The 17,087-nt window shown below is 34.5% G+C and carries 14 protein-coding genes; 8 read left to right on the forward strand and 6 right to left on the reverse strand.

The annotated features are described in order from the left end of the window. Positions 1-51: 51 nt before the first annotated feature. A complete protein-coding gene (locus tag IEW94_RS11685; RefSeq protein WP_188653215.1) occupies positions 52-1,092 on the reverse strand; it encodes a GMP reductase in 1,041 nt (346 codons plus the stop codon). A 341-nt stretch (positions 1,093-1,433) separates the two neighbouring features. On the opposite strand from IEW94_RS11685, the gene IEW94_RS11690 reads away from it, so the two are divergent. After that, on the forward strand, positions 1,434-3,248 hold the full coding sequence (locus tag IEW94_RS11690; protein WP_188653217.1) for a response regulator: 1,815 nt from the start codon (positions 1,434-1,436) through the stop codon (positions 3,246-3,248). On the opposite strand, the gene IEW94_RS11695 is transcribed toward IEW94_RS11690, so the two are convergent. Then, on the reverse strand, positions 3,249-3,629 hold the full coding sequence (locus IEW94_RS11695; protein ID WP_188653219.1) for a RidA family protein: 381 nt from the start codon (positions 3,627-3,629) through the stop codon (positions 3,249-3,251). A gap of 30 nt (positions 3,630-3,659) precedes the next feature. After that, the gene (locus IEW94_RS11700) at positions 3,660-6,446 is read right to left on the reverse strand and encodes a putative LPS assembly protein LptD (protein WP_188653221.1); all 2,787 of its coding nucleotides are present in this window, start codon (positions 6,444-6,446) and stop codon (positions 3,660-3,662) included. Between the two features lie 87 nt (positions 6,447-6,533). On the opposite strand from IEW94_RS11700, the gene IEW94_RS11705 reads away from it, so the two are divergent. The 7 genes from IEW94_RS11705 (at position 6,534) to serB (ending at position 13,197) form a co-directional block, all read left to right on the forward strand. Then, positions 6,534-7,649, forward strand: coding sequence for an N-acetylmuramoyl-L-alanine amidase family protein (locus IEW94_RS11705; protein ID WP_188653223.1), 1,116 nt, complete (start codon positions 6,534-6,536; stop codon positions 7,647-7,649). A gap of 66 nt (positions 7,650-7,715) precedes the next feature. Next, entirely contained in the window at positions 7,716-8,669 is a 954-nt protein-coding gene (locus IEW94_RS11710; RefSeq protein WP_229669513.1) for an MlaD family protein, read from the forward strand. An 11-nt stretch (positions 8,670-8,680) separates the two neighbouring features. Further along, positions 8,681-9,982 carry a 4Fe-4S dicluster domain-containing protein gene (locus IEW94_RS11715; RefSeq protein WP_188653225.1) on the forward strand — a complete coding sequence of 434 codons (1,302 nt, stop codon included), beginning with the start codon at positions 8,681-8,683 and terminating at the stop codon, positions 9,980-9,982. A 10-nt stretch (positions 9,983-9,992) separates the two neighbouring features. Then, positions 9,993-10,784 carry a (Fe-S)-binding protein gene (locus IEW94_RS11720; protein WP_188653227.1) on the forward strand — a complete coding sequence of 264 codons (792 nt, stop codon included), beginning with the start codon at positions 9,993-9,995 and terminating at the stop codon, positions 10,782-10,784. A 19-nt stretch (positions 10,785-10,803) separates the two neighbouring features. Next, positions 10,804-11,400, forward strand: coding sequence for a hypothetical protein (locus IEW94_RS11725; RefSeq protein WP_188653229.1), 597 nt, complete (start codon positions 10,804-10,806; stop codon positions 11,398-11,400). Then, complete coding sequence (locus tag IEW94_RS11730; RefSeq protein WP_188653231.1) at positions 11,400-11,885, forward strand: ABC transporter ATPase; 486 nt, start codon at positions 11,400-11,402, stop codon at positions 11,883-11,885. The genes IEW94_RS11725 and IEW94_RS11730 overlap by 1 nt, the downstream gene beginning before the upstream one ends. A gap of 88 nt (positions 11,886-11,973) precedes the next feature. Next, a complete protein-coding gene (gene serB, locus IEW94_RS11735; RefSeq protein ID WP_188653234.1) occupies positions 11,974-13,197 on the forward strand; it encodes a phosphoserine phosphatase SerB in 1,224 nt (407 codons plus the stop codon). Positions 13,198-13,208: 11 nt separating this feature from the next. Here serB and IEW94_RS11740 read toward each other — a convergent pair whose 3' ends face one another. Genes IEW94_RS11740 through IEW94_RS11750 form a run of 3 tightly spaced genes read right to left on the reverse strand, consistent with a single transcriptional unit; the run spans position 13,209 to position 17,008 of the window. Continuing rightward, a complete protein-coding gene (locus IEW94_RS11740) occupies positions 13,209-15,482 on the reverse strand; it encodes a FecR domain-containing protein (protein WP_188653236.1) in 2,274 nt (757 codons plus the stop codon). Between the two features lie 24 nt (positions 15,483-15,506). Beyond that, the gene (locus IEW94_RS11745) at positions 15,507-16,436 is read right to left on the reverse strand and encodes a FecR family protein (RefSeq protein ID WP_188653238.1); all 930 of its coding nucleotides are present in this window, start codon (positions 16,434-16,436) and stop codon (positions 15,507-15,509) included. A gap of 59 nt (positions 16,437-16,495) precedes the next feature. After that, positions 16,496-17,008, reverse strand: coding sequence for an RNA polymerase sigma factor (locus IEW94_RS11750; protein WP_188653240.1), 513 nt, complete (start codon positions 17,006-17,008; stop codon positions 16,496-16,498). Positions 17,009-17,087: the final 79 nt, after the last annotated feature.

The following is a 17,087-nucleotide window of genomic DNA, read 5'->3' on the forward strand; positions in this document are numbered from 1 at the left end:
CAGTGTTTAGTTTAAAAAATAAAGAACTGGTCTCAGTTACGTTTTAATCAATCATTCTTCGTAAACTCTGTTTTCTTGTTCTGCAACCCTAATAAATGTGGTACGTTTAGTCAGTTCTTTTAAACGTTGTGCACCGACATAGGTACATGTACTGCGTAAACCGCCTAAAATATCCTGCAAGGTAGATTCTACTTTCCCTCGGTAGGGAACTTCAACTGTTTTGCCTTCACTGGCTCTATAATCTGCCACACCACCAACATGTTTTTCCATAGCCGTAGACGAACTCATTCCGTAGAATTTTCTAAATGATTTTCCATTGCGTTCTATGATTTCCCCGCCACTTTCATCATGACCTGCCAACATACCACCAAGCATCACAAAATCTGCACCAGCACCAAAGGCTTTAGCAATATCGCCTGGTGTGGTACAGCCGCCGTCACTGATGATTTGCCCACCTAATCCATGAGCGGCATCTGCACATTCAATAATGGCGGATAGTTGCGGGTAGCCAACTCCTGTTTTAATGCGTGTTGTACATACCGAACCAGGACCAATACCTACTTTGACAATATCGGCACCAGATAGCAACAATTCCTCAACCATTTCACCTGTTACAACATTACCGGCAATAATGACTTTATCAGGATAATGTTCTCTTGTCTTTTTTACAAAATCAGCAAAATGCTCTGAATAGCCATTGGCAACATCAATGCAAATAAATTTTAATTGCGGGTTGGTACTAAAAATAGCGGCTAACTTTTCAGAATCTTTTTTGCCAGTACCTGTGCTAATAGCAATATAGTTTTCAATATGTTTTGGTGCATTAGTGCAAAACACATTCCAATCGGTTACAGAATAATGTTTGTGAATGGCCGTAAATAATGTTTTGTTGGCTAACGCAACAGCCATATCAAATGTGCCAACCGTATCCATATTGGCCGCCATGATAGGAATTCCTTTCCAAATTAAAGGGCTGTGCAAAAATTTGAATTCACGCTCTAGGTTTACTTGGGATCTGCTTTTCAATGTTGACCGTTTTGGGCGGATCATGACATCTTTAAACCCCAGTTTTAAATCATATTCTATACGCATTTGTGCATTAAATTATGGGTATATTCCAAAAGTATTATTTTTAAAATTGAAATATTACTAAAATCCTATAAATTATATAAACCCGTTGTTATTATTTAATATTACTTTTATATACCCACTAAAAATTATAAATTACATAATAAAAACGAATATTAATAACAGTTTTGGGAATTACATCAAATATAAATATGTTTGTAAAAAATAAGCTGAAGATGGCATTTCTTTTTCGATCAATGCGATCCTTTAAAGTAAGGATTACATTGATTTTTTTCTCCTTAATTTTCTTGGCAATAATTCTTTTTATTGGATTTTTTCAAATAGAAAAGCAAAACAACTATTTATTGAATGATATCAAAAGCGTAGAACAAATTACTGAGGATTTTTATACAAGTACTTTAAATCTTCAATCTGCTTTAATATTTAGTGATGATACTGAAAGTTACCAAGAACCTACACAATCATATCAATCAAATTTAGAAAATTACAAGGCCAAACTTGAAAGTTTACAAAACAGTCTTGGTGATCATAATATTGTATTTGATAATGAGTTCAATTCTATATTTCAGGAGCTGGGTTCCATTGAAAAAATAGTGAGTGATAATAACTTAAAACCATCATCTTCAAAAGATTTTTATAAAGTAGTGGAAGAAGCCAGATTGCGTTTGACCAGTAACTTAAAATCCCTGAACACTAAGCTTGTTGATACTGTTAATAATAAAGATAGTATGCTTAAAAAGAATGCTTTAGTGTTCTTTATCATGCTTGGAATTCTGTTTATTGGAATCATTTACTATTTAGCGCACAGGTTGACACGCGATTTAAGAAACTTGAAACATAAAATAGATAAATTACAAGAGGCTAACACCAATTTTAAGGAAGAACCCTTGATTTCAAATATTGAAGAAGTCAATAATCTGGATAAGAGTTTTGAATATATAAAGTCAAAATTAAGAGAATTGGAATCTGATTTGGAAGAAGCCAGTAAGATAAGCGAATACAAATCGGTATTTCTGGCAAATATGAGTTATGAAATAAGAACGCCGCTCAATTCTGTGTTAGGTATGATAAACATGCTTAAGCAGAGCCAATTGACTACCGAGCAGCAAATACAATTGGAAATTGCAGAATATTCATCTGAACACGTGTTGCAACTGGCAAATATGATTTTGGACAATTCTAAGGTTGAAGGCGGCAATATAGAACTTGAATTGTCTGCCATTGATTTAAAATCTGATTTATCAAAACTGGTCAAGGTTTTTGAATATGAGGCATGGGACAATGATTTGGAATTTGAATTCAAGTTACTGGCCGATGAAAGTCAAAAGTTCTTATTATTGGGCGATTTAAAACGGATTAAACAGATTTTAACAAACTTACTGAGCAACGCTATAAAATTCACCAATGCGGGTAAAGTTTCTTTGATTATTGACCAAACAGTTGGCCCAGATGATTTTCAAATAGTAACATTTTATATTAAGGATACGGGTATTGGAATTCCACCAGAAAAGGCAAAACGTATTTTTAAAGATTCCAAAAACAACCATCTATCCATTATGGATTATTATGGAGGCACTGGTTTGGGTCTTACAGCATCTTGCCAACTTATAGAACTCATGGGCGGAGAGCTAAAATTGGAAAGTAAGGAAAATGAAGGGTCTATATTTTATTTTAGTATTCAATTACAAAAAACCTTAAATCTTGAACGTGAAAAACCAGAACCTGCTCCTGTATTGCTTAATAAATTTGACTACAAGTTTTCGGTTTTAGTGGCTGAAGATAATACCATGAACCAAAAGGTCATTAAATTCCTATTGGAGCAACAAGGCGCTGATTGTACATTTGTCAAGAATGGTTCAGATGCTGTGAAACTGTTTAATATTCTTGATTTTGACATGGTATTTATGGATATATTCATGCCAGAGATGGATGGTTATGAAGCCACCAGAAGAATCAAGAAAAGCCAAAAATATGCAGAACATAATATTCCTATAATTGCCGTGTCTGCAAGTGCTTTTGAAGAGGATATTAAAAACGCCAAAGATGCCGGTATTGATGATTTTTTAGCCAAGCCAATAGAAACCAAACGATTGAAAGAATTGTTGGTCAAATATGCTCCAGAGAACAGTGTGATTGATGAATCCTCAGAAACAAATTGATTACTTCATGGCAATCATACTAATTTCAACATGCACGTTTTTAGGTAATTTGGCTACTTGAACAGTTTCCCTAGCAGGAGCGTTATCATTGTCAAAATAACTTCCGTAAACGTCATTGATTTCAGTAAAGTCATTCATATCGGTTATGAATATGGATGTTTTAACCACATCTTGAAAAGTCAAATCAGCGGCTTCTAAAACCGCTTTTAGATTTTTCATGACCTGATCGGTTTCAGATTTAATATTGTCTAATACTAATTCACCAGTTTCGGGATTAATTGCAATTTGTCCTGAAGTGAATAAGGTATTTCCCTTTAAAACAGCTTGGCTATAAGGACCAATAGGGGCAGGAGCGTTCTTACTAGTTATAATTTTTCTCATACTAATGTTATTTAAAAACCAAAAATCCGTTTAAAGTTGTAAGTCTGGTTGTTTTCGTTTGTCATATTTCAAGTCTTTCAAGATACTTGATTTTATTCCTATAAAGAAATACCACGAACTTCTGGAGCTAAATGGAACCCAACTAAAGTTCATTCGCCAACTCAACAAATCACGCTCAAAGCGCAGTTGTGTATAAGTGAACCCTTGGTTTTTTAAATCGTAACCAGAAGACGCCCCAAAGGACCATTTGGGGGATAAATCAATATCACCAGAAAACATCAAGGAATGTGATGATATCTCATTTTGCCGGCTTGAGTTACTGTAATTTACGGCGTATGCTACACGTAGGCTCCAAGGGATTTTAAAATTATAAAAATTACTGTTATCCTCTTCTTTTTTCTTGTCCTTATCTTCATCAAAACGTTGACTGGTAAAATCATCAGAACGACCAAATAAATCATCATCACGGCCACCACTTCTTAGGTTTTCTTGAATACTTGGGTCATTTTTATTGTCTTTTTTGTCTCCGTCTTTACTGGAAAAAGACATACTGGCGGTTATATTAGCACTTGTCAACCTGAATAGGCTTCCGCCATTATCAATATTGAATTTATTAATCTTTCTATTGTTATTGTCTAGTGCATATGGGTCTAAAGTGGCCCCAAAATTAATACTCAATTTATTTTTAAAAAGCTGTGTGCCACCACTCATTCTTACGGGGCTCCACTGCAACGAATCGCCTGCTAAATTATATGATGTAGAAAAGTTTAAATTGTTAAGTAGGGTTATTTTTTTAGGTTCGGTTGCTGTAGAATCCCTATCTTTTACTTTAGCTTCAAAGTTATTGGATAATGAAATACCAATTGAACTTGAGAAATTCTTACTTGGTGAACCAAAAATACCATTGTCAAAACGTGTATACAATAAATTACTATTTTGTTCTATGTCTTCTAATTCTCCCACAGTTAATCCATCTGCATTAATAACTTCGGCTCTTTCATAATATTTATCAAATGCAGGATTTATACTATAACTTATGGATGGCCTCATTACATGACGTATAGCTTGTATTTTCGGGTCTTTACCTTCCTTTTTAAAGTCAAACATACCGTAAATGGTGGTTCCTAAACTGGCGCTAAAGTTATAGGTTCTAAAAGCATCAAAACCGTTGATGGTATCCGTCACTTGGATTCTTTTAGTGGAAGCGTCATATGATTTTTTTATGGTCTTAAACGTCCATACTTCATTATAGTTGGTACTGGCGCTTAAACTAAAATACTTAAACAGTTTAAAGTTGGTGCTTAATGGAATGGAGTGTTGAAAACCCGTTTTGGCATCTTTAAACATTTCTTTTTTAAAGAATAAGGAATCCGTTGTTTGTATCCTATTTTCACCTCTTATATTATATTGAAAATTGATGTTTTGGATAATACCCTTTTTGGTTCCTGTTTTTGGTGCAAACGGAAAAACCCTACCAACGCTACCTTGAAAAGTTGGCAAGGTCATGTTAATTTGTTTGGTATTGGTGTTTTGTGAATGTGTTGCCGTTAAGCTAAAGTTGACTTGAGGCTCACCCTGAAAGGTCTTTGAATAAGAAACAGATGATGACAGTGTATTGTTTAAGAAATTACCCGTATTGACCTGATTGAGCGACGTCCTATAATAGGTGCTACTTCCTAGGTTTACAGATGCAGAAAACCGAGAGTTTGGACTGGATTTGCCGTCTTTACTGTGCGACCAACGTAAATTGTAAACCGTTGATTTGGTGTAGTCTGGGAAACCACGCTCGCTACCAATCAGGTTTTCATAACGGAAACCAAAATTTCCCCTAAACTTGTAACGTAACGCATAATTGCTTTCTAAACGAAACCCGTAACTTCCGTTGGTGTAATAATCCCCTAAAACGGCTAAATCCGCATAATCACTAATGGCAAAATAATAACCTCCGTTTTGTAAAAAATACCCTCTGTCATTCTGTTCGCCAAATGTGGGGATGATAATTCCAGAGGTTTGCTTTTCAGATTGAGGAAAAAATCCAAATGGCAATCCAATAGGCGTGGGGACGTCATAAATAAATAGGTTGGCCAGCCCAGTAACTATTTTTTTACCGGGTACAACCTTGGCTTTTCGTAGCAAGATGTAATATTCTGGGTCATCCAGATTTTCGGATGTTGTATATTTTCCTCTGTAAATAAAATACACCGAATCATTTTCTTTCTTGGTTATCTTAGCAATAACAGTTCCGCCAGACTGTTCCGTTTTAGAATTATATATAAGCGCTTTCTGGGTTTTGGTATTGAACAAAATAGAATCGGGTTCCACAACATTACTGCCTTGCTTGAAAACTGGAGCCTGTGTGTATTCTCCTATGGAATCCGTAATTCCTTTGGCATACACCTCATTTTTACTGTAGTCTATGGTAATGCTGCCAGCCTTAATGTTCATATCACCATAAGTGATTTCGGCCTCATTATATAAGTACAGTTTTTGTTTTTTTTGGTTAAATGTTGTGTAATCAATTGCCGAGTAGTCAACAATGTGTTCCAATAGACCCTTTTTTGGTTTAATGGAATCTTTCAAAGTGCTGTCTTGTTCTTTTTTTGCCGTTTGAAGTGTGTCAATGACTTTTGAGTTCAAAATCAAGCTATCTTTAACAGAAGGATTAATGGCTTCGTTCTTTTTTGGGATATCTTGTGCGAAGCTCAACATGTTTATAAACACTGTAAAACTTACCGCAAAAAGTAATTGAAAGTTGTTTGTACGCAACGCTTTTAAATGTATTTTTGTAAAAGTATGGCTCGGTTTTTGAAAAGTCAAAATTACAATATTTTTTTTGGGATTATTTCTTTATCAAATAAAATTTAAAATTAAAATAAACCATGCTTTTAAGTCGTTAAAACCAATATGAAAACGCTCAAAATCTTACTTTTCGTATCTTTTATAATACTATTCACAACGCTTTCATTTGCAATAGATAATGATCATAAACCATACCACAAGTTTGTAGTTGTACTGGATGCAGGGCATGGCGGACATGACCCTGGAAACTTGGGAAATGGTTTTAAGGAAAAGGACATTGCTTTAAAAATTGTACTGGATATTGGTAAGGAACTGGAGAAAAATCCGAACATTAAAGTTGTTTACACGCGTAAAACTGATGTTTTTGTTGACTTGTTTGAAAGGGGCAAAATAGCCAACAAAGCAAATGCAGATTTGTTTGTATCGGTGCATTGCAACTCCCATAATTCCAGTGCTCATGGAACCGAGACCTTTGTTTTGGGTACGCACAGAAACCAAACAAATTTTGAGGTTGCCAAAAAGGAAAACTCCGTTATTTTCCTTGAGAATGATTATGAAAGCAAGTATGCGGGTTTTGACCCTAATTCGCCTGAATCTGTTATAGGTCTCACTTTGGCCCAAGAAGAATATTTAGACCAAAGCATCAGATTGGCCAAGGCCATACAAAATAATTTTACCACAACATTAAAGCGAACAGACAGAGGTGTAAAACAAGCTGGATTTATTGTATTGCACCAAACAGTAATGCCCAGTGTGTTGGTAGAAACTGGTTTTTTAACTTATAGGGATGAAGGTAGATATTTAAATTCACAAAAAGGGCAAAAGGAAATTGCCTCATCTATTGCAGATGCTATTATTGAATACAAAAAGTCATTGGACCAAAATGTAGGTGAAGACATTTTTGAAGAAGAAGAGGCGCAACAAGAGGCTATTTCTCATGCAACTGCTGATGAATCCAATATTATTTTTAGGGTACAAATTGCCGCCGGTTCAAGAAAAATTGAAACCAAGCCTTATAATTTCAAGACTTTGGAAGATATTTCAAGAGAGCAGGAGGGGAACTTGTACAAGTATTATTATGGCTCTACCCATAGTTATGATGAAGTCACTAAACTGGAAGAAATTGCCAAATCCAAAGGCTATAAGTCTAGTTTTATAGTGGCATTCAAAGATGGAAAAAGAATCTCACTGGCCGATGCCTTAAAAACATCTGCCAATTAAGTCCATTCTTTTTATCCATTCTTTTTAAATTTATTTTAAATTTGTTTCATCTTAAAGCCAATTACTTTGAAAATATCAAAAGAAGTTAAAACAGCCATACTTGTATTATTGGGAATAGCCCTTTTTATTTTTGGGTACAATTATTTAAAAGGTAAGAACTTATTTGAATCAGATAGTCTTTATTATACCGAATTTGATTATAATGCCTTGAGTAAATCATCGGTGGTTACTGTAAAAGGTAATACTGTTGGTAAAGTTCAGGACATTATCTATGATTATAAAACCGGAAAAACAAAAGTAGCTTTTTCAGTAAATGAGCAATTAAAATTCTCAAAAAACAGTATAGTTAAGATGTATCAAACGGGTTTGATGAGTGGCAATGCTTTAGCAATTCAAATAAGTGAAGAAGGAGAGCTTGCCAAGCCGGGAGATGTTTTAAAATCTAAAGTTGAAGTTGGAATCATAACAAGTCTCTCTAAAAATTTCACAGGAGTAAGTTCAGATTTAAATACAACATTAAAAACCACAGATACCCTTTTAGGAAACATAAACAAAATAGTTGTTGATGAATCTGACGAGGGTTTAAAGAAGACTATAGCTGAATTGAATGCTACTTTAAAAAGCTTTAAAGAACTATCGCTTTCAGCAAATAGTTTGATTGCACAAAATGATCAAAATATAGCAGCTATTATAGATAATTTCAAGAACACGAGCCAAAATTTATCTCAATTATCTGAACAGTTGAAAGAAGCAAACCTAGATGACACCTTAAAGAATCTGAATACAGCCGTTGCAAGCTTGAATAATATGCTATCAACTATTGATAACGGTGAAGGTTCCATAGGAAAATTATTAAAAGATGAAGGGTTGTACAACAATTTAGAAGGTGCAACTTTACAGCTAGAGCAGTTGTTACAAGATATGAAACTGAATCCAAAACGCTATGTTCATTTCTCTTTGTTTGGTAAAAAAGCAAAGCAATACGATGCTGAAGGCAATGAAATAAAAGATAAAGAATAAACCATTTTTGTATGGATTACTTACCAAATATACTTTTTGCTCTAGCGTTATTTATTGGGATTGGATATTTTGCAAAAAACGTTAAAAAGCTAAGGCGCAATATAGGGTTAGGGCAAGATTTAGATATCTCAGACAACAAACCTGAACGTTGGAAAAATATGGCCCGTATTGCTTTGGGACAAAGTAAAATGGTGCGTCGTCCCGTAGCTGGTTTATTGCATGTTATTGTTTATGTTGGGTTTATAGTAATCAACATTGAGGTTTTAGAGATTATCATTGATGGGCTTTTGGGCACGCACAGGATTTTTTCCTCCATTGGCTCTTTATACGGCGTTTTAATTGGAACATTTGAAATTTTAGCCGTCTTGGTGTTTGTCGCCGTTATTGTGTTCTGGATTCGCCGAAACATTATTAAGCTTAAACGTTTTTGGAATTCCGAAATGACCAGTTGGCCAAAAAACGATGCCAATTATATTTTATATTTTGAAATGGTATTGATGACCTTATTTTTGGTGATGAATGCTACCGACATACACTTTCAAGAAATGCATTCGGGGAATGTTATCAGTCAATTTATAGCACCTTGGTTCAGTCATTTTTCAGAAGGTACTGTTCATTTGATAGAACGTTCAGCTTGGTGGCTACATATTTTAGGTATTTTGATATTTTTAAATTATCTCTATTTTTCAAAGCATCTGCATATTTTATTGGCATTTCCCAATACATTTTATGCGAGTTTGAAACCTAAAGGAGAATTCAATAACCTGGAAGCGGTTACCAAAGAAGTAAAGATGATGATGGATCCCAATGTAGATCCTTTTGCGGCTCCAGCTGAAAATGCCGAGGTGCCTGCCAAATTTGGCGCCAGTGATGTTCAGGATTTAAATTGGTTGCAATTATTAAACGCCTATACCTGTACTGAATGCGGTCGTTGTACTAGCGAATGTCCTGCCAACCAAACAGGTAAAAAATTATCACCTCGCAAGATCATGATGGATACTAGGGATAGGTTAGAGGAAGTTGGAAAAAACATAGATGCAAACAAAGGAACTTTTGTAGATGATGGTAAACAATTGCTGGACGACTACATAACACGAGAAGAATTATGGGCTTGTACATCATGCAACGCTTGTGTAGAGGCCTGTCCGGTAAGTATTAACCCACTGTCTATTATATTGGACATGAGACGCTATTTGGTAATGGAACAGTCAGCTGCTCCAACTGAGTTAAATAACATGATGACCAATATTGAAAATAATGGTGCTCCATGGCCTTACAATCAAATGGATAGATTAAACTGGAAGAACGAATAAACACAACAACATGAGCGAATTATTGAATGTGCCAACTATGGCGGACTTTATGGCTCAAGGCAAGCAACCTGAGGTGCTGTTTTGGGTTGGTTGTGCTGGAAGTTTTGATGATAGGGCCAAAAAAATTACCAAGGCATTTGTGAAATTGTTGAATAAAGCCAAGGTAGATTTTGCCGTTTTGGGAACAGAGGAAAGTTGTACCGGTGACCCTGCCAAACGCGCAGGTAATGAATTTTTATTTCAAATGCAGGCTGTTACCAATATTGAGGTCATGAATGCGTACGAAGTTAAGAAGATTGTTACCGCCTGCCCACATTGCTTTAATACCATTAAAAACGAATACCCAGAACTTGGTGGTAATTATGAGGTTATGCACCATACACAATTTTTAAAGGACTTACTGGATGAAGGCAGACTTAGCATTGAAGGTGGTCAGTTTAAAGGTAAACGCATCACATTTCATGACCCTTGTTATCTTGGGAGGGCTAATAATGTGTATGAAGCCCCTAGGGATTTAATTCAAAAATTGGAAGCAGAACTTATTGAAATGAAGAACTGCAAAAAAAATGGTTTGTGCTGTGGAGCAGGAGGCGCCCAGATGTTTAAGGATGCTGAAAAAGGGGATAAAGAAGTCAATGTTGAACGTACCGAACAAGCACTGGACATGAAACCGGAAATCATTGCTGCGGGTTGTCCATTCTGTAATACGATGATGACCGATGGTGTAAAGGCAAAAGAGCGTGAAGATGACGTAAAAGTTATGGACATAGCCGAGCTGATTGCCAATGCTCAGGATTTATAATTAAATATACTAGATCATCATGAAGCACTTAGTATTTTGTTTGACCTTTTTAGTGTTAAGCTATGGACAATCACAGGAATCTGCAATTGATAAGATAGCTCAAAAAACCTGCGAGTATATGAATAGTGATGAAATGACTAATTTAGATAAGAGTCAAAAAACAGCAAAATTGGGAGTTTTTATTATCGGTCAATACGGTGAATACAAAGAAGAATTAGCTAAAGAAGGAATAGAAATTGATTTTTCAGAAGAAAATTCAAGTAGAAAATTTGGAGAGAAAGTTGGTTTTGCAATGGTAGATGTTTGTCCAAATACGTTAATTGCATTAGCAGAAACAGATAATTTAAATGGTAATGAAGCTTATTTAAGTTTTGCAGGAAACCTTGTTTCTGTAACAGGAGAGGACTTTAGTTTTGTTCAAGTAAAAAATTCAGAAGGTATTGTCCAGAATTTTTTATGGCTTTCAAATTTTAAGGGATCGGAACGATTAATATCTGATAATTCGGTGATTGGAACTGAAGTTAAAATTAAATATAAAAACACCGAATGCTTTTCTCCTAAACTTAAAGAGTATATCAATAGAAAAGAGATTGTAGAAATAGAATATTTAGATTAATGCTAGTAGATTTTAATACATTACCCGATGAATCAAGAGTTTGGATATACCAAGCCAATCGGTCATTTACAGATAAGGAAATTGAAGAGATTTCATCCAGATTGGATGGATTTATAGAAAATTGGACCGCTCATGGTGGTGATTTAGAAGCAGGTTATTCCATTAAATACAAGCGGTTTATAATTATTGGTTTAAATCAAAACTTAAACAAAGCTTCTGGCTGTTCTATAGATGCATCGGTTCATTTCATTCAACAATTGGAAAATGATTACCAAGTTGATTTAATGGATAAAATGAATGTGTCATACAAACAAGGTGACTTTATAGCTTACAAACCGCTATTGGATTTTAAAAAAATGGCCAAGGAAAAAGCCGTTTCCAAAAATACTATTGTATTCAATAATTTAGTGACCACTGTTGCTGAATTCAATGAAAACTGGGAAGTGCCGGCCAGTGAAAGTTGGCACAGTAGGTTTATTAAATAGTTTTCATTTTTAGTTTAAACCCCAAAAATTTTCATATATCAAATAGATTATTGATTTTTACCGCTTTTTTAAGAGTAAGTGCAAAATTATGGCTAAAGATATTTTTTTATTGAATATTTCAGGGCAGGATAAGCCAGGATTGACTTCTGGATTAACAAGTGTATTATCAGAATATGATGCCAAAGTGTTGGATATTGGGCAAGCGAATATTCATGATACCTTGTCACTAGGGATGTTATTTGAAATTCAGTCTGGAGAAAAATCCTCGGCCGTACAAAAAGATTTACTTTTTAAGGCTTATGAGCTTGGTATTACAGCTAAGTTCACGCCCATTACGCTTGAGGATTATGAACACTGGGTAAGCCTTCAAGGTAAAGACCGTTACATTATAACAATTTTAGGAGAAAAGCTATCTGCTAGGCAAATATCAGAAGTTACGAAGGCCATTTCAGAAAAGAACCTAAACATCGATGCCATTAAACGTCTTACAGGACGTACCTCACTTATCAAAGAAGAGGAATATCCCAGGGCGTCTATTGAGCTCTCCATAAGAGGAAAAATAGATAACAAGTCAGCGCTCACAGAAAAATTCATGCAAATTTCGAGGGATTTGGATGTTGATATTGCCTTTCAGGAAGATAACATTTACCGACGTAACAGACGATTGGTATGTTTTGATATGGACTCGACGCTTATTCAAACAGAAGTTATTGATGAACTGGCAGAACTGGCCGGCGTTGGTACTGAAGTAAAAGCCATTACAGAAGCTGCTATGCAGGGAGACATAGATTTTAATGAAAGTTTTGTGAGACGTATGAATCTTTTAAAAGGCTTGAGTGAAGCAGTACTGCATGACGTTGCTGTTAATTTGCCCATAACCAAAGGCGCTAGAAGACTTATTGATACCCTAAAAAGCTATGGTTTTAAAACAGCTATTTTATCGGGTGGGTTTACTTATTTTGGCCACTATTTACAAAAGGAATTGGGTATTGATTATGTATATGCCAATGAATTGGAAATTAAAGATGGTATTTTAACGGGCAAACATATTGGTGATATCGTTAATGGGAATAAAAAGGCTGAATATCTCCAAGACATAGCACTAAAAGAAGGCATCAATATTAACCAAACCATTGCAATTGGTGATGGCGCCAATGATTTACCCATGCTCAATGTTGCTGGATTGGGTATTGCGTTTCACGCAAAACCTACAGTAAAGGACAATGCGCAAAGTTCCATATCAAGTATTGGTTTGGATGGAGTATTGTATTTATTGGGTTACCACGATAGGTATATTGACCTTTTGGACTAATTGATAACTTTTTACCAATACATCCTAAACAAAAAGTTTGGCGTTAGATTAAGTGAATAATAATCTTGAATTACAACCGGGTCATCTGCAATGTTGTTTCCTGTGTATTCCCTACTCAAATGATTTTTTTGGTTATACAGATTCCAAATAGACAGCCCAACTTTACCTTTGATATCTGATTTTTTTGAAAACCAAAAATTATAGACCGATGAGAGATCAAGTCTATGGTAATTAGGAAGTCTTTCAGTATTCACACCTACCAAACTTACATCGTCATCATTTGGGTTTACAGTTGAGAGGGTGTATGGTTTTCCTGTATGCCATTTCCAACCTAAGGCAACTTGCAATTTTTTGGTTTTGTAGGATATAGAAGCTGATATAGCATGGGCTATTTCATTACTGGCCGTAAAATAACGATTGTTATTGATGCCATCAAATCTAGCATCGATTTGATTTATTGAATAGCTTATCCATGTTTTGATTGATTTAAAATCTTTTTTGGTATAAAAGTCCAAACCATAGATGTTTTGTTCACCTTTCAAATATTTGGTATCATCTTCATTGTAAAAACCTAACGGAAGCGAGCTGATTCCTGTTACTTTTTTATAATATGAATCAAAATCAAAACTCCATCCATTTTTATGATATAACGCACCAAGTGATAAGTGGTTGCTGTTTAAAATGGGTGCTTCCTTACCATCGGATAATCGCCAAAGCTTATTTTCCAAAGACAAATCACTATAAACGGTTTCATCAATTTGGTAAATAACTTGGTTTTTAATTTCACCAGAGGCCTGTATTTTTAGATTATCATTTATGTTTTTTACAATTAAAAGTCTTGGCTCTAATCTCAATGTATTTAACTGGCGATAATAATTCGCTCTCATTCCTATATCAAAATTGAATGATTTTGATTGTCTGTTGGAGTAATTTGCAAACAAGGCATGCGTATTTATTTTTGAATCGTTTTGGTCAAGTACAATAGGTGAGTCTGTAGTTTCAACAAAGGAATAACCAACATGTTTAAAACTGGTTTGATAGCCCAAACTTAATGTATTGTGCAATGAAAGTTCAGTAGAAAAATCAAAGTCCCTAATTTTGTTTTCCTTATCAAATTTTGATAATTGAGTGTTATCTTCTTCTGTAACAAAATCATACTGCAACATATAATCTGAAAAACTGACCTTTGTAGTTTGTTTGACATTTGAGTTCCAATTTTTGTTCCAATTTAAACTATAGCCGTTGTTTTCAGTGTCAATATAATCTTGGTAGAATATATTGTTGTTAAAATCTTGATAGTCATGTAGCAAATCATTGTCAATATGTATGAGACTGCCCGATAAGGTATTATTGCTGTTTAATTTGTAATTTAGTTTGACGTTATAATCTTTAAAATGAAAGTTTTCTTCAGAAGTTTCATTGTCCAATATGGATGAATTTTGAAACACTTTCTGCTCCATTTTTTTGAAGGTATTGGTCTCAAATAGATTCTCATAAGATTTTCTATAAGCCACCAAAACACTCAATTTGTTTGGTATGATTGGTGTTTCAAAAAAAGCATCGGCACTTATCCCGTTAAATCCAAATCCCATATTTATTTTCTCAGTAATATCATTACTTGTTGAAATGTCAACAACACTGGAAATTCTTTCACCAAAACGAGGATTTGTACCTTTATTGTAAAACGTTATGTTTTGGGTAATGTTTGGGTTGAATGACGAAATCATACCAAATAAATGCCCACTGTGGTACATGGTTATTCCGTCCCAAATTATGTGATTCTGATCTGGAGTTCCACCTCTTACACTTAGGCCTGTAGCTGTTTCGTTTGGACTTATTACTCCGGGTAATTCCTGTAGACTTACCAAAACATCAGCTTCAATCAGGCCTGGTAAGATGTCCAGTTGTTTGGGCTGTATCTTGTAGGTTGCGTCCATGTTTTTTGAAATCCCTCGGGTTAAATATTCATTAATAATAACCGTATTCAGTTGCTGGTAATTAAAGGTTTCTTCTTCAGCTTTATTGACCACGATGTATCGCTGATTTATAATTTTGAAATGAATGTTGAGTAAGGAGGATAATTCATCCAAAGTTTCATTTAACGTGCGTTTTTTTTCTTCTAATGAAACGGTCTTGCCATCAATAAGCTTGTTTGGGTATGATATTTTTACATTATAAGCCTTTTCCAAAGTTATTATGGCATTGGCCGCTTCAACGTTGTCAAAATGAATTAAAGGTGTTACTGGTTCCTGTGAAAAGGCAATAAAAGGTAGAAATAGAAACAAAAAATATAAGGGTAACTTCATTGACTATTCAGACAATAATATTTTTTTGTCTAAAATAGTATATTTAATGTTAACTGTATCAAAAACCGATGAAAGAGCGGTATTTAAATCCTTATTATCAAAACTTCCAGTAAACAAAACGGTGTCATCTATGTTTTTGGCGCTGAATGTTATGTTGAACTGTTTTTCAAGGGCCATCATAACTTGTTTCAATGGCACTCGTCTAAAGCTGCTTTCCCCATGAATCCAAGATGGATTGGCATCCAGTTCATGTAATGTCTCTTTTTCAAAAACGCCATTGGTGTTTCTTACTGATAGATTTGGAGTCAGTATGAATTCCTTATTGTTACTGGTAACTTTTACTTTTCCTTTGTAGCAGGTAACCTCAAAGAAAGACGGACTTGTATTTACATTAAACTGCGTGCCCAGAACAGTTACGGTTCCATTTTTGGTAACCACGGTAAAGGTTTTGCCTTTGGTTACTTTAAAAAAGGCCTCACCATCCAAAAACACCTCTCGTTTATGTTTCCAATCTTTTTTATTGTATTTTAAATTTGATTTGGCATTAAGAATGACTTCAGAACCATCTAAAAGTGCAACGGTTTTCAACTCTCCAAAGTTGGAAGCATATTCAACATTGCTGGTTTTTAAAAAGAAAGTTGCACTTAAAAATAGAACTATTGTTGCTGCTATTGCCATAGCAACTTTGACATATAGATTTATGGTTTTTGTTTTAGATTGAGCATTTCTTTTATCTTTTATCCTAGCTTGAATTTTTGCATAGGTATCATCAAGTGGTTTTTGTAAATGCTCATAAACACCAATCCCAGCTTTGATTTTATTGTATATTTTAAACTCTTCATCACCAACTACTTTTTTAAAGGCAGAGTCAGAAAGCTGGCCATCCATCCAATGTGCCAAAAATACATCATGCTCGTTTTTAGTAGTTTTCATGTCCATAAATTCTCGTAATCAATTAGTAATACAATTTAAAACCATAAAACCCTACTTTATTAAATGTTTCCAATTTTTTCTCGCAATACCAAAAGGGCGCCATGCATGCGTTTTTCTACTGCTTTGACCGATAGACCCAACTCTTCGGCAATGTCTTTGTACTTCTTTTTTTCTATCCTGTTCAGTAAAAATACTTCACGCTGTATTTCGGGCAAATCTTTAATGGCTTTTTCCAATTTTATTAAAAACTCTTCTTCCAATACTAAAAATTCCGGGGATTCATTGGTGCTTGTTTTACCATTTATTTGTTGGTGTGCATGCACAACTTTATTGTGCTTTACAATGTTTAAGAATAAATTATTGGCAATGGTATACAAGTAATTTTTAACGGTATCAAAGAGTACCTTTTCACAATCTTCCCAAATTTTTACAAACGCATCTTGAACAATGTCTTCTGCTATTTGGGCATCTCTTGTTTTAGAAAAAATATAACGTTTGATGTCTTTTGCATAACTCTTGAAAATACTTTCAAAAACTTGATCATCACAAACATTTTTTGATTTAATACCCATGCATTAATTTATTGTACTTTGAGTTTTCAAAACTAAATAAAAAAAATATAAGAATCTTGGTAGGGTATTTTTTTTAATG

This window comes from Yeosuana aromativorans, assembly GCF_014646655.1.
Classification (GTDB): domain Bacteria; phylum Bacteroidota; class Bacteroidia; order Flavobacteriales; family Flavobacteriaceae; genus Yeosuana; species Yeosuana aromativorans.